The organism is Trinickia sp. EG282A (assembly GCF_040965455.1).
GTDB lineage: Bacteria > Pseudomonadota > Gammaproteobacteria > Burkholderiales > Burkholderiaceae > Trinickia > Trinickia symbiotica.
Genome location: NZ_JBFRCC010000001.1, coordinates 880,825 through 894,701, shown reverse-complemented (window position 1 = coordinate 894,701; position 13,877 = coordinate 880,825). Strand labels below are relative to the sequence as shown.

Below are 13,877 nucleotides of genomic sequence, written 5' to 3'. Positions count from 1 at the left end.
TTCGGTTTGCGGGACTTACGGTCCACGGGCACGGTCGCGGTGGTCGCGATGCCGGCACTGGCAACACCAAACGGCGCATCGAGCGGCGGATGAACGGGATGGGAGAGGTAGGCGCTAGGGTGCGGGTTGAATATGCAAAACTTTCGAATTATAGCCTGAAAGCCCCTTCCCTACAATCGGCATGCGGAGTGCGGCAGCTCGCTCGTTGCCGGCTTGCCGGTGAGTCCGGCCCTGCCCGCCGAGCAGCGTGCCAGCAGCCAGTATAAAACGAAGCCGAAGCGCTGCCTAAAACTGAGCCAAGCACGAAGCGAAGCCGAACTCCTGCCGCTTACTGTTGCTTGCTCCTCGAAGACTCGGCCGCGACCTTTTCGCCGCCTTGCGCGGCTTTGGCCGTCTTGCGAGCCGGCTTGGACGAGTCCGCCGCCTTTTGCGGCGCTGCGGTTTTCTTCACGGAAGCGCCCTTGCCGGCCGCCGGAGCCGCAGCCGCAGCCGCAGCCGCGACTTTTGCCTTGGCGGCCCCGCCGCGGCTCTTGCTCGCCACCGCTTTCTCGTGGCGCGAACCCGCCTTCGCCACGGATTTCGCGGGCGTCTTGGCGGACGCCTTGGTGCTCGCCGGGCGAGCCTCGACTTTTTCGACGTGGGTGTCGGCCGGAATCGTCGTCGCGATTCTCTGCGGGCCCGGCTCGGCCGGCACGGGCTTGCCCACCGGCACGTGCAGCACGATGAGTTGCCCCGGCAACGCCGTGTCGCGCCGCGTCTTGTTCCACGCCTTCAACTGCGCGATCGAAACGTGGTACCGGTCAGCGACGGCGGCGAACGACTGCTTGCGGCGAATGCGGATCAGCATCTTGCGCGTGTCGGGAACGTCGGGCTCCATCGCGAGCACGGCGCTTTCCGCGACATCCGCGCTGATGTCCTCGTCGTCGTCATCGCCGCGCGGCACGAGCAGCGTCGAGCCCGGCTTCAGGCGCATGTGCGCCGGAATCTTGTTGACGGACACAAGCATGTCCGGATCGACACCGAGCTTTTCGGCGAGCGCGGCCGGACGCGTGCGCTCCGTCACCGTATAGGTGGTCCACGACGACAGTTGTCCGTCGTACGACTTCAGATTGCGCTCGAAGGCGCTCGCATTGTCGAACGGAAGCAGGATTTGCGGCTGCGTCGCGCCGAGAATGACGGGCTTCTTGAACGATGGGTTGAGCGCGCGGAATTCGTCGAGCGACAGGTTGGCGAGCTTGGCCGCCACCTCGACGTCGATATCGCGCGACGTCGTCACGGAGACGAAATAGGGATGGTTCGGAATCGACGGCAACGAAAGCCCATAGACCTGGGGATTCATCACGATGTTCTTCACGGCTTGCAGCTTCGGCACGTAATTACGCGTCTCGTTCGGCATGCGCAGGCTCGCGTAGTCCGTCGGCAAGCCGGCCGCCTGGTTACGCGCGATGGCGCGCTGAACGTTTCCTTCACCCCAGTTGTAAGCCGCGAGCGCCAAGTACCAGTCGCCGAACATGTCATGCAGGCGCGACAGATAGTCGAGCGCCGCCTCCGTCGAGGCGAGCACGTCGCGCCGCTCGTCCTGCCACATGTTCTGCTTGAGATTGAAGGTGCGGCCCGTGTCCGGCACGAACTGCCACATGCCGGCCGCCTTTGCGACCGACAGCGCCTGCGGGTTGTACGCCGACTCGATGAACGGCAGGAGCGCAAGCTCCGTCGGCATATTGCGCGACTCGAGCTCCTCGACGATGTAATAGAGATACTTCTGCGAGCGGTCCGTCATGCGCTGGACGTAATCGGGACGCTGCGCGTACCAGCTGACCTGCGCATCGACGAGGTCGCCCTGCAAATCAGGAATTTGAAAGCCGCGCCGAATGCGTGCCCAAAGATCGGTGTCCTGCGTGGTAAGTTGCTCGACCGAGCTGTTGTCTACGTCGATCGTTTGTTTCGCGGTAGCGGTGCGCAGAGTATCGGTGGGGGTTTGCGAGTTGGAAGCGTCGGTGGAGGGGTTCGTCGCAGGGCCTTGACTCGCACAGGCGGCGAGCATCAAGACCAATAGCGCACTTAGGATCAATCGCATGAACGTCTCGGCTTCCAAAGCTGCAAATTGCGAGCGATAGTACGAAAGCCCGCCGCAGACGTCAACCAAAAATCGTAAAAAAGCTTGTCAAATCCGGGGCTTGGCACACATTTTCGCGGCCCGGCGCGGGCGGTGGCGCACAGTCCGGCGCCCCGCTTCGCAAAGCGTGCAAGAAAAGAATAGATGCCCTGCGCCCTTAGCGAAAGCGGTTCTTCCACTCCCGCATCAGCGTGAACGAGGCGAGGCGATCCGCGACCTCCTCATGCAGTTCGTCCGCGAGCGTGCGGCGGATCTCGGGGCTGTCCGCGCGCAGGAACGGATTGACGGCGCGCTCGTGAGCGATCGTCGTCGGCAGCGTCGGCTCGTTGCGAGCACGCCGGGCGGCGGCTTCGTCACGCCAGGCGGCGAGCTCGGCATTGCCCGGTTCGCAGGCGAGCGCAAATTGGATGTTCGACAACGTGTACTCGTGCGCGCAATGGACCTGCGTCTCGCCGGGCAGCGCGGCGAGCGCATCCAACGATGCGAGCATTTGCGAGGGGGTGCCCTCGAAGAGACGACCGCATCCGCAAGCAAAAAGCGTGTCCCCGCAAAAGACATGAGGGGCATGTTCGCCGCGGCCGGCTTGAAAGTAAGCGATGTGTCCGCGCGTATGGCCCGGCACGTCGAGCACTGTCAGTTCGAGCGCGGGTGCCTCGATCCTCACGTGATCGCCGCCCGAGACTGAATGCGTCACTTCGGCGATCGCTTCGGCGGCGGGCCCGTAAACCGGGATAGGAGCAATTGACGCATCGCGGCACAAGTCGGCCACTCCGCCGACGTGGTCGGCATGGTGGTGCGTGAGTAGAATAGCGCTCAGTCGCCAGCCTCGTTTTGCCAGATAGGCGCGAACGGGGGCGGCTTCGCCCGGGTCGACCGCGACCGCATCACGGCCGTCGGACACGAGCCAGATGTAGTTGTCCGCAAACGCCGGCACCGGCACGTATTCGAGCGTTTTCATAGGCGACTTTGTCAACCGATGTCTGATCGACCGATTATAGACTGGCCCGCCTGGACCGATTCTCCGCCCGGGCGCTATGTACTCGAGTGGGAGCAGGCGCAACTAGACCGCGTCGTCTTCAACGTGTTCGGGTATCACGCGCTCCAGCTCGGGCTGCCGCGGCTCGATGCGCTGCGCGAGAACCGCATGCCATGTCGCGGCCTCGTGCTCGATTCGGCGAGCGGGGCGAGTGCGCCCTACACTTATCCGCCTGCGCGCTCGCCGCATGTCGCCGGACCCGAGTTGCCGGGCTCCGCGCCCGCGCCCTTGCCCGGTGCGCCGAGCTCATCGCCCGTACCTAGCGATCGCCATGCGCCCGACGGCAGGACGACGGTCTGGTGCGATCTGCTCGATCTGCCGTTCGAGGCGCAAAGCGTCGATCTGATCGTGATGCCGCACACGCTCGAATTCACGCGCGATCCGCACCGGCTGCTGCGCGAAGCCGAGCGCGTGCTGATGCCGGAGGGGCAGCTCATCATCCTCGGGTTCAATTCGTTGAGCCTTTGGGGCGCGCGCCAATCGGTCGGCAAGATGACGGGACGCCCGTTCGTGCCGGCCGCGCACGATCTGATTGCCTTCACGCGAATCAAGGACTGGATCAAGCTGCTCGGTTTCGAGCTTGAACGCGGACGCTTCGGCTGCTATCGTCCGCCCCTCGACGGCGAAACATGGCTTTCGCGTTTTGCGTTCATGGAGCAGGCCGGCGATCGGTGGTGGCCGATTTTCGGCGCGGTCTACATGGTCACGGCCGTCAAGCGCGTGCGCGGCATGCGGCTAGTTGGCCCAGTCAAGGTCAAAAAGCCGGTGCTCGCCACAGGTCTTACGCCCGCCGCCACCCATAAGACACACAACCCGAGTATTTGAAGTGACGACCGAGTTCATCGAAATCTTTACGGACGGCGCGTGCAAAGGCAACCCGGGCCCCGGCGGATGGGGCGCGCTGTTGCGCTTTGGCACGCAGGAAAAAGAGCTTTTTGGCGGCGAGCCGTCCACGACCAACAATCGAATGGAGCTCATGGCCGTGATCGCCGCGCTCGAGGCGCTGAAGCGACCCTGCAATGTCGTGGTCCATACCGATTCGCAGTATGTGCAGAAAGGCATCAGCGAGTGGATTCACGGCTGGAAGAAGAAGAATTGGATGACGGCGGCGCGCACACCCGTGAAGAATGCGGATCTCTGGCGGCGGCTCGACGATCTCGCGTCGATTCATCAGATCGAATGGCGCTGGGTCAAGGGGCATGCGGGGCATCCCGAGAACGAGCGCGCCGACGCGCTCGCCAACCGTGGCGTCAACGCGCTGGCGGAACAAGGCTGAGCGCAGCGTTTTCCGTTTTACGCTTTCTTCGACATTCGACATCGTCTTCAAGCGAGTAACAAGAATATGCGCCAGATTGTCCTGGACACTGAAACAACAGGCCTCAATGCCCGCACCGGCGACCGCATCATCGAAATCGGCGGCGTCGAAATCGTGAATCGGCGGCTCACCGGCAACAATCTGCACTTCTATATCAACCCCGAGCGCGACAGCGATCCGGGCGCGCTTGCGGTGCACGGGCTCACGACCGAGTTCCTGAGCGACAAGCCCAAGTTCGCGGAGATCGTCGACGAACTGCGCGACTATCTGCAAGGCGCGGAGCTCATCATTCACAACGCGCCGTTCGACCTCGGGTTTCTCGAGGTCGAGTTTTCGCTGCTGGGGCTGCCGTCGTTCCGGGAGCACTATGCAAGCTGCATCGACACGCTCGTGCAGGCGAAGACGATGTTCCCCGGCAAGCGGAACTCGCTCGATGCGCTTTGCGACCGGTTCGGCGTAAGCAACGCGCATCGCACACTGCATGGCGCGTTGCTCGACGCGGAATTGTTGGCCGAGGTCTATCTCGCGATGACGCGCGGGCAGGAAAGCCTCGTCATCGATATGCTCGGGGAGCCATCGAGCCAGAGCGATGTGGTTTCGGCGCGGCCGATGGTGTCGTTCGAATCGATGTCGTTGCCGGTGGTCGCTGCCGATGCCGATGAGCTTAGTGCGCACCAAGCTGTGCTCGACGATATCGATAAGGCCATGAAGGGGACGAGCGTCTGGCGGCGTGAGCCCCCTGCCCTTGCTTCTTCCGAAGCCGGCGGGGCTTCCGCGGTTGCGCAAGCCGCTTAAAAAGCGCTTGCCGGGCCACGACAGGTCTGTCATAATCCGTGGCTCTTCGGGTGGTTAGCTCAGCGGTAGAGCACTGCCTTCACACGGCAGGGGTCACTGGTTCGATCCCAGTACTACCCACCAGGACAATTCGGTGGTTTTTCCCGGAAGAAACGACGGCTTAGATCATCTGATCTAGGCCGTTTTTCTTTGCCGCAATGCTTCCCAAAGCCATCGCGCGAACGCTTTCGAGTCCCTCACGCGTCCCGCGTCTCGCGTTCTACGTTGGCGGGGCGATCGGTAGCTTGGTCGTCGGAACGGACAAAACACAGGCTTTGGCCCGGTGACGCAAGCGCAGATGCATGGTGCAATGCTTGGCGCAACCTTCGCGCTATCGCAACCCATGCTTGTTCTGTTGCTTAACATCCCGAAATCATGAGCACGTCGTTGCGGAATCGCCGCATGTACGGCTCGATGGCTCGTGCCGTCGCAGCGACTCAGCAATGATGGATGACTTTGAAGAATCAATGTACCGGCACGCCAAAGACATGAAATCGTGGCTAATTGATCGTGCGTCGCTCCTACTAACGTCGGTCCTCCTGGCCGGCGTCGCGTGGGCAACCATTCACTATCTCGGTGACTCATATTTTTCCGTCTCGACAACAGTGCTGATTGTGGTGCTCTTTGCGGAGAACTGGCGTCTGCACAAGCTACTGCGCGAGCACGGTATTTCGACGCGGTGGCGCAAACGTACAGAAGACAAATCATGAGCGGGCCGCTTGCTCAGCGCCCGCGCGAACTCCGCTCGCCCCCTATGCGCAACAAAACCTGCCAACGTTGACAGTTGACGTGGCCAGCCGGCATTGGCCGGTGTCGGCATACCCTTGCTTGCACCACCGGCGCTGTGGCACTCTCTGCTATCTCCTGATGAATGAATCAGCGTAAGCGCCTCTAGGAAGCCGCTATGCCGCAACTGTCCACGCATCATCATCACGCGAAGCCGCACCACGCCCCGAAGCATCATGAAGCCCCGGCCTACGTGCGGGCCTTCATTGACGAGCATTTAGCAGCGGCACAGTCCATCCAGCGCAAATATCAGGTGCCAGCCGGCATCGTACTCGCGCAATCCGCGCTTGAAAGCAATTGGGGCCGCTCGGTGGTCGCCAATGCCTATTTCGGCGTGAAAGGGCAAGCGCCGTCCGGGGACAGCACAACATTCACCACGCACGAAGTAATCAACGGAAAGGCCATCAAGATCAACGATGCATTTCGCGCTTACGGCAGCTACGAAGAAGCGGCCGATGACTACGCGAAGATGTTGCGCAACAACCCGCGCTTTCGGACATGCTTCCTCCACACCGCCAGTTCACAATTCGCCGTCGCGCTTGCGCGCAATGGCTATGCGACGGATCCTAGCTATTCGGCCAAGCTCAACGCCATCATTCGGGCGCACAAGCTCGACCAGTACGACACGAAGCAGGCCAAGCGATGATGCGCCGCGCGATTGCCGCAGCTGCATTCCTTGCAAGCTGCCATGCATGGGCCGCTGGGCCGGCCATTGTCACCGACAGCGACGCGGCCACCAAGGCAGCCGCCGTCACGCGCGACTATGGCTTGTCGAACGACAAGACGGAGTGCTTGCTGTTCGATTCGGCAGACAAGGGCCGCTACTTTCTCGTTCGCGTACGCGAGAACCATACCGAGGCGTGCGGCGGTGAGCCGGGGGTGTCGCCCGTGTTGTTCTTCCTGAAGATCCGCAAGCGCGACGGCTATACCGTCACGACCGCCTACGACAGCGAGCATTACCGCCCGCTCAAGCGGCGTCACAAGGACTGACGATCGTGCGCTGGTCGCGATTGCGGTGCGAGGTCAGCCGTGAAAAGTATATTGAGGCCACTCAATTGCTCACGCAGGCACGCAGAAGGTCGTGCGCGCCGTCGCCTCGCTCGTCGATGTGCACGTGCTGATAACAGCGCTGCTGGTTTCACAAGATCAGCAACGTGCTTAACGCGTTGCCCAAGGCGCAGCATGGCCGTGCAAAGACGGACTTGGCACAGATATGGAATGCTGCATGTTTGGCGCGACCTTCGCGCCATCCCAACCCATGCTTATTCTGTTGCTTCGACATCCCGAAATCGTGAGCACGTCGTTGCCAAATCGCCGCATGTACGGCTCGATGGCTCGTGCCGTCGCAGCGACTAAGCAATGATGGATGATTTTGAAGAATCAATGTATCGGCACGCCAAAGACATGAAATCGTGGTTAATTGATCGTGCGTTGCTCCTACTAACGTCGGTCGTCCTGGCCGGCGTCGCGTGGGCGACCCTTCACTATCTCGGCGACTCATACTTTTCCGTCTCGACAACAGTGCTGATTGTGGTGCTGTTTGCGGAAAACTGGCGTCTGCACAAGCTACTGCGCGAGCACGGTATTTCGACGCGGTGGCGCAAACGTGCAAAAGACAACTCATGAGCGCGCCCGCTTGGTCGTCGCGCATCAAGGCCGGCTCGTCGTCGGCCACGTTGCTGCGCATCCAATGGGTTGTGCCGCAATGACGAGGCTCTCCTGGTATTCGAGCGTCCCGCCGTCGCGGCGAGCCCACATCGGCAACTATCGAATACGGATACCAAGCCCGACCCCGGCTCATCACCCGACGACGGCAATGTGCAAGCCGCCACTCCCTCAGGGTACGAGACACATAGCGCGCGCGCGAAAGGATGTGCACTAGCTGTTTTACCAAGCTGCTCGGCGAACGCTTCGGGTAGGCTTTAATCGACTACACCCGCCCATCGAAAATTCGTGCTCTGCCATGGATTACCCCACCAAGGAAGCGCTTGCGCCATCACGCGAGGCTGGGTGAAGAGACCCAGGCACCGGCAGAGTAATACATCGCTATGCGGCCAAAGGTGAGTCACCGTCTATCTTCCCCTTCGAGGTGCTTAGATGAGCTCGTACCTGCCGATGCCCCCGGGCCCGCCGATCCGGGATCAAAGCTACGCTACATGGCGCGGCGCATTCACGAAAGAGGATCTCAATAAAATCGTCGAGCTTGGGGAGGCGGTCCCCAGCCAGCCCGCTACCGTATTTAATGACGCTGCCGTGGAGGTAGACGAAGGCATCCGGCGTACGGATGTCGGCTGGATCGCTCGCACGCCCGAGTCCGATTGGCTATATGAAAAGCTCGCATACTATGCAGCCGATTTGAACGCGCGCTATTTCGGGTTTGCTTTATCGGGATTCATCGAGCAATTTCAATACACCGTCTACAGAGGTTCTGAGGATCGACCCGGGAAGTACGATTGGCACGTCGATATGGGAATCAATACTGCCGCGCCGAGAAAATTATCTCTGGTGGTCTTATTGTCCAGTCCCGAAGAGTACGAAGGCGGAGAACTGGAATTTCAAGGTATTTCGACATCGCACGCGACGAAGTCGCCAGGCGACGTCAACGCGTTTTCGTCCTGGGTCATGCACCGCGTCAAGCCGGTCACCAAGGGAACGAGGCGATCGCTTGTTGCCTGGATCTCAGGCCCCCAGTTCGTGTGAGTAGACCCCATTCTCCCAGTAATGGGAATGGCATCGTGCACGGCACGGCGAGGACGAAACCCCGAACCCTATCATTCTTGTCAGGCATAAAAAGCGAAGCATGGTCTATCGTCTGACTCAGGAGGAGCGTTAACCTGAAGTTTCGCCTGTAAATCGCGCAACCGATATGGCGACCGATGCCTGACCATTTATCGAGCAGATTGAAATCCCCTCGCAATGGAATCGCCCATAATAATCAAGCTCAGCACTTTCAATAAATATTTCTATCAGCCCAAGTTCGGCAGGTATCAGATTCTGTTTTGCCAAACGTTTGGCATCTTTTTTCGTCGCTCCCGGTCTTGGGGGGGCTAATTAGCAGTACTTGATATGAGGAGCACGCAAATGTCTGACGCTGCCACATTGCAACCGAGCGAAAAAGGTCGCCCCGTGGGACCTCCGGGACCTCCGGGACCTCCGGGACCGCAGGGACTTTCGGGACCTGCGGGACCCGCAGGACCTCCGGGACCCGCAGGAGCCCCCGGCGCTCCGGGGCCAAAAGGCGATGCGGGCCCCAGTGGCCCCCCAGGTGCGTCGGGTACTCCAGGTGCACCGGGCTCGCCGGGTCATACGGGACCAGCGGGACAGCCGGGTAATCCAGGTGCACCGGGCTCGCCGGGTAATCCCGGCCCAGCGGGACAGCAGGGATCTCCGGGCAGTCCAGGCTCCCCTGGCGCTCCGGGTCCACAAGGTCCGCAGGGAATTCAGGGGCCTCCTGGACCGGCAGGTGGAGCCTCCGGTGAAACCATGACCTTTAACGTACCCGGCGACTCTCCGACAACAGGAGAGACAACGATCAACGCAACCTTTGATACCTGCTTCCTTGTGTGGTGGCCTGGATTCACGATCAATCTTCCAGAGATGAAAACCGCGCCTGGGAGCGCACCACAAAAGATAACGATAACCATTGTCAACAATTCTACCGGAAGTGTTACGGTCAACGCGGCCTCTGGAGACAACATAACGACCTATGATCCCCAATGGGGGGGTTCGTCAAACCTGACCCTCCCAGCAGGACATTCTGCAACGTTTATTGTCGCTTGGAAGTCCAAATATTGGGGGGTGCTGTACTACCGGCCGTAATGTCCAAGATATCTAAATTCTGGCGTAGGATGACCTCCCGAGATTAGCGCTGTCTCATATCTCGGGAGGCTGTATCAAGGACAGTTCACTTTCGTTCCTTTCGGTGATTTTGTGCGCGACCTGCTGGAAGGCGACATTTCAGGGGAGGTTCAGCAATAGCGAAAAGGAAAAAGCAAAAAAAGCGCAAAACCGGCTGATGCACCAGCGGATACTATGCCCGCCAAACGCTACAGCAATGCGCGATCCGCAGCGGCACGTTCATCTAGGCGTCACGAGACACAAGACCGTGTAAATAAATCAAACAGCCACTGCGCGGTTCCCGAAAGCGCCCGATTGCGTCGTCGAATCAACCCCATCGTGCGCGACACGCTCGGCTCGATAAGCGGCACGCCGACCAGTACCGAATGCTCGGGTCCCGGCATCGCCATGGCAGGCAGTGCGGCCACTCCCAAGCCGGCCTCGACCAGGCCCAACGCCGCCGTCCCGCTTTGCACTTCATAGGCAATCGGAGGACGTGCCGCGACGCCGACGAGCGCGCGATCGACGATGAGCCGATTATCGGACGTGCGCGCTACCGCAATGAACGGAGTCGCCGTAGAAACCACCTGCGACCAAGACACCTTCTCGAGCTTCGCGAATGGATGATCGCGTTGGCATGCGAGCACGAAGGGCTCTTTGATCAGAGGAAGAAAATCGACGTCGTCGTCCTCGGCGCTCACGAACGTAAAGCCGAAATCGGCGTCGCCCTGCGCGACCGCCGAACGGACCTCATTCGCCTTCGCGTCGAAGACTGCGACCTGCACGCGCGGATGCTTTTCCCGGAAGCGCTGCAACGCGTTCGACACGTGATAATGCACCGCCGACGGTACGCAAGCCACCGTCACCCGCTCCACGCGCGTCGCTGCGTCGCCGCGGATGCCGAGCACCGCGTGATCGAGATCGTCCAGCACCGCCCTGACCTTGCGCTCGAACTCGCGCCCGACCGCCGTCAGCTTGACGCGCCGCGTCGTGCGCTCGAGCAGGCGGACGCCGAGCGCTCGCTCGAGTTTATCGATACGTCGGCTATACGCCGGTTGCGATAAATGCACGGCCTCTGCCGCCTTGCGAAAGCTTCCGCATTCGACGATCGCGCGGAATGCAATGAGATCGTTCAGGTCAAAGTTGATGTTCATCGGAAATCCGCAGTCACGAAGCCGAGCGCTGCACCGCGCCCATTGATGCGCCAATTCTATCAATCGTTGCTTTTATTGCAATTGACGTAGCCGCTCGCTCTGACCGAGACTGGCTGGGTTTCGTCGCGACATGGCGCTCGGCCAAGGGCCCGCCAGGACAAGCGCGGCGATGAACGACAGATGAAAGCGACACCCGAGGCGAAATTGATCGACGTTCTCGTTATCGGCGGCGGCAACGCCGCCCTATGCGCGGCCTTGATGGCGCGCGAGCGCGGCGCTTCCGTCCTGCTGCTCGAAGCGTCGCCGCGCGAATGGCGCGGGGGCAACACGCAACACACGCGCAACCTGCGCTGCATGCATGACGAGCCTCAGGACGTGCTCGTCGATGCCTACCCCGAAGAAGAGTTCTGGCAAGACCTGCTCAAGGTGACGGGTGGCCAGACCGACGAAGCGCTCGCGCGCCTCGTCATCCGGGCCTCGGCCACGTGCCGGCCCTGGATGCGCAGCCACGGCGTGCGCTTTCAACCGTCGCTCTCGGGCGCACTGCATACGGCCCGTACGAACGCCTTTTTCAAGGGTGGCGGCAAAGCGCTTGTCAACGCCTATTACCGGAGCGCCGAGAACCTCGGCGTGCAAATCCGCTACGACGCGCCGGTCGAACAAATCGAACTCGACGGCAGCCGTTTCGTCGCCGCCTACGTCGGAGACGAGCGCATCGTCGCACGAACCTGCGTACTCGCCGCGGGTGGCTTCGAATCGAACCGGGAATGGCTGCGCGAAGCCTGGGGCCAGAACGAGCGCGGCGAATACCCGGCCGATAACTTCATCATCCGCGGCACACGCTTCAACCGGGGCACGCTGCTGCGTTTCATGATCGAGGCCGGCGCGGACTGCATCGGCGACCCAACGCAGGCACACATGGTCGCGATCGACGCACGCGCCCCGCTCTATGACGGAGGCATCTGCACGCGCATCGATTGCGTTTCGCTCGGCGTAGTGGTGAATCGCGATGCCCGCCGCTTTTATAACGAGGGCGAGGACTTCTGGCCGAAGCGCTATGCGATCTGGGGGCGGCTCGTCGCCCAGCAGCCCGCGCAAATCGCGTATTCGATCATCGACGCGAAAGCGATCGGCCGATTTATGCCGCCCGTTTTTCCCGGAACCCGCGCGAATACGCTGCCCGAACTGGCGCGCGCACTGGGCCTGCCGGAGGCAGAGTTCGTGAAGACGATCGAAGCATATAACGCGGCATGCCGTCCCGGCACGTTCGATCATGCGCAACTCGACGATTGTCGCACGGAGGGCCTCGAGCCCCCGAAGACGCATTGGGCAAGACCGCTCGATACTCCGCCCTTTTTGGGCTACGCGCTGCGCCCGGGCGTCACGTTCACCTATCTCGGCCTGAAAACGGATGAAACAGCGGCAGTGCGCTTCGCGGGCGAACGCAGCCGGAATCTCTTCGTCGCCGGCGAAATGATGGCAGGCAACGTGCTCGGCCGGGGATACACAGCCGGTGTCGGCATGAGCATAGGTACGGCCTTCGGCCGTATTGCCGGCGCGAACGCCGCCGTCTCCGCAAGCCAGGAAAGTCTCGATGCAGCAGCTTGATACATTGATCGAAAGCGCCCGGACCTGGTCCGACAGGGCGACGCACTCGGCCCACGACGCCGACGCAAACGCCGAAGCCGCCCGCATCATGCAAATCTGCAATGCGTGCCGGTATTGCGAAGGCTTCTGCGCTGTGTTCCCGGCCATGACGCGGCGGCTAGAATTCGGCACGGCCGATGTCCACTATCTCGCGAATCTCTGCCACAACTGCGGCGCCTGTCTGCATGCATGCCAATACGCGCCGCCGCACGAGTTCGCCGTCAATGTGCCGAACGCGATGGCTCGCGTACGGATGAATACCTATCGGCACTATGCGTGGCCGCGCGCGCTCGGTGCGCTTTACGAGCGTAACGGTCTCGCCTTGTCGCTTGCGCTCGCGGGCGGCCTGGCGCTCTTCCTCATCCTCGCGCTGGCGCTCAGAGGCACACTATGGATGTCGGCGCCCGGCGGCAACTTCTATGTGGTGTTTTCGCACTCGCTCATGGTCGCCTTCTTCGCCCCGCCGTTTGTCTACGCGCTCGTCGCGCTGGCACTCGGCGTGCGGCGCTTCTGGCGCGAAACATCGGCCGGCCACGCGAGCGGCCCTGCGGTCCTCGAGGCCGGCGGAGCGGTTGCGACGCTCAAGTATCTCGATGGCGGCCACGGTGAAGGCTGCAACAACGAGGACGATGCGTTCACGCTCTCACGGCGGCGCTTTCATCAGCTGACGTTTTACGGCTTCTTGCTCTGCTTTCTGTCGACCTGTATCGCCACGCTCTATCACTATCTGCTGCGCCTCGAAGCGCCCTACGCCTACACCAGCGTGCCCACGCTCGTTGGCACGATAGGCGGTATCGCGCTCGTCATCGGCGTCGTCGGACTCTGGCGGCTGAATGTCCGTCGCCATCCGTTCGCGGGCGATCCCCAGCAAAAACCGATGGATCGCGGTTTCATGGCGCTACTGCTGCTCATCGCGGCGAGCGGACTCGCGCTCGAGGTCTGGCGCGCAACGCCGTCCATGCCTATTCTGCTAGCAGTGCATCTCGGGGCCGTACTTTCGTTTTTCCTGACGCTGCCCTACGGCAAGTTTGCGCATGGCCCACTGCGCGCCGCGGCGCTGCTGAAATGGGCCATCGAGCGACGGGAGCCGAACCGAACGGGGCTGACGGAAGACTGATCGCGGCGGCGGACTGAGGGCGAGGTCCGGCACTT

At 61.6% G+C, this 13,877-nt stretch carries 13 protein-coding genes and 1 tRNA gene; 11 read left to right on the top strand and 3 right to left on the bottom strand.

The window, feature by feature from the left end:
- Positions 1–328 precede the first annotated feature (328 nt).
- Positions 329–2,077 carry a transglycosylase SLT domain-containing protein gene (locus AB4Y31_RS04080; protein WP_368672820.1) on the bottom strand — a complete coding sequence of 583 codons (1,749 nt, stop codon included), beginning with the start codon at positions 2,075–2,077 and terminating at the stop codon, positions 329–331.
- 196 nt (positions 2,078–2,273) lie between these two features.
- Positions 2,274–3,074: a hydroxyacylglutathione hydrolase gene (gene gloB / locus AB4Y31_RS04075; RefSeq protein ID WP_368672819.1), complete on the bottom strand. Its 801-nt coding sequence runs from the start codon at positions 3,072–3,074 to the stop codon at positions 2,274–2,276.
- Between the two features lie 18 nt (positions 3,075–3,092).
- Between gloB and AB4Y31_RS04070 the strand changes: the two genes are divergently transcribed.
- The 9 genes from AB4Y31_RS04070 (at position 3,093) to AB4Y31_RS04030 (ending at position 8,787) form a co-directional block, all read left to right on the top strand.
- On the top strand, positions 3,093–3,977 hold the full coding sequence (locus AB4Y31_RS04070; protein WP_368672818.1) for a class I SAM-dependent methyltransferase: 885 nt from the start codon (positions 3,093–3,095) through the stop codon (positions 3,975–3,977).
- Between the two features lies 1 nt (position 3,978).
- Complete coding sequence (gene rnhA, locus AB4Y31_RS04065) at positions 3,979–4,428, top strand: ribonuclease HI (protein ID WP_368672817.1); 450 nt, start codon at positions 3,979–3,981, stop codon at positions 4,426–4,428.
- 66 nt (positions 4,429–4,494) lie between these two features.
- The gene (gene dnaQ / locus AB4Y31_RS04060; RefSeq protein ID WP_368672816.1) at positions 4,495–5,262 is read left to right on the top strand and encodes a DNA polymerase III subunit epsilon; all 768 of its coding nucleotides are present in this window, start codon (positions 4,495–4,497) and stop codon (positions 5,260–5,262) included.
- A gap of 48 nt (positions 5,263–5,310) precedes the next feature.
- Positions 5,311–5,385: transfer RNA gene (locus tag AB4Y31_RS04055), tRNA-Val, on the top strand.
- Positions 5,386–5,744: 359 nt separating this feature from the next.
- Positions 5,745–6,011, top strand: coding sequence for a hypothetical protein (locus AB4Y31_RS04050; RefSeq protein ID WP_368672815.1), 267 nt, complete (start codon positions 5,745–5,747; stop codon positions 6,009–6,011).
- A gap of 194 nt (positions 6,012–6,205) precedes the next feature.
- Complete coding sequence (locus tag AB4Y31_RS04045; RefSeq protein WP_368672814.1) at positions 6,206–6,733, top strand: glycoside hydrolase family 73 protein; 528 nt, start codon at positions 6,206–6,208, stop codon at positions 6,731–6,733.
- Positions 6,730–7,077 carry a hypothetical protein gene (locus AB4Y31_RS04040; protein ID WP_368672813.1) on the top strand — a complete coding sequence of 116 codons (348 nt, stop codon included), beginning with the start codon at positions 6,730–6,732 and terminating at the stop codon, positions 7,075–7,077. Before AB4Y31_RS04045 ends, AB4Y31_RS04040 begins: the two co-directional genes overlap by 4 nt.
- 369 nt (positions 7,078–7,446) lie before the next feature.
- Positions 7,447–7,713 carry a hypothetical protein gene (locus AB4Y31_RS04035; protein ID WP_368672812.1) on the top strand — a complete coding sequence of 89 codons (267 nt, stop codon included), beginning with the start codon at positions 7,447–7,449 and terminating at the stop codon, positions 7,711–7,713.
- 471 nt (positions 7,714–8,184) lie between these two features.
- Positions 8,185–8,787 carry a 2OG-Fe(II) oxygenase gene (locus tag AB4Y31_RS04030; protein WP_368672811.1) on the top strand — a complete coding sequence of 201 codons (603 nt, stop codon included), beginning with the start codon at positions 8,185–8,187 and terminating at the stop codon, positions 8,785–8,787.
- Positions 8,788–10,175: 1,388 nt separating this feature from the next.
- Here AB4Y31_RS04030 and AB4Y31_RS04025 read toward each other — a convergent pair.
- On the bottom strand, positions 10,176–11,078 hold the full coding sequence (locus AB4Y31_RS04025) for a LysR family transcriptional regulator (RefSeq protein WP_368672810.1): 903 nt from the start codon (positions 11,076–11,078) through the stop codon (positions 10,176–10,178).
- A 204-nt stretch (positions 11,079–11,282) separates the two neighbouring features.
- Here AB4Y31_RS04025 and tcuA point away from each other — a divergent pair, with 204 nt between their 5' ends.
- Positions 11,283–12,686 (top strand): FAD-dependent tricarballylate dehydrogenase TcuA, encoded by a 1,404-nt coding sequence (gene tcuA / locus AB4Y31_RS04020; RefSeq protein WP_368673443.1) that lies wholly within the window; start codon positions 11,283–11,285, stop codon positions 12,684–12,686.
- A complete protein-coding gene (gene tcuB, locus AB4Y31_RS04015; RefSeq protein ID WP_368672809.1) occupies positions 12,673–13,842 on the top strand; it encodes a tricarballylate utilization 4Fe-4S protein TcuB in 1,170 nt (389 codons plus the stop codon). The genes tcuA and tcuB overlap by 14 nt, the downstream gene beginning before the upstream one ends.
- The last annotated feature ends 35 nt before the right edge of the window (positions 13,843–13,877 follow it).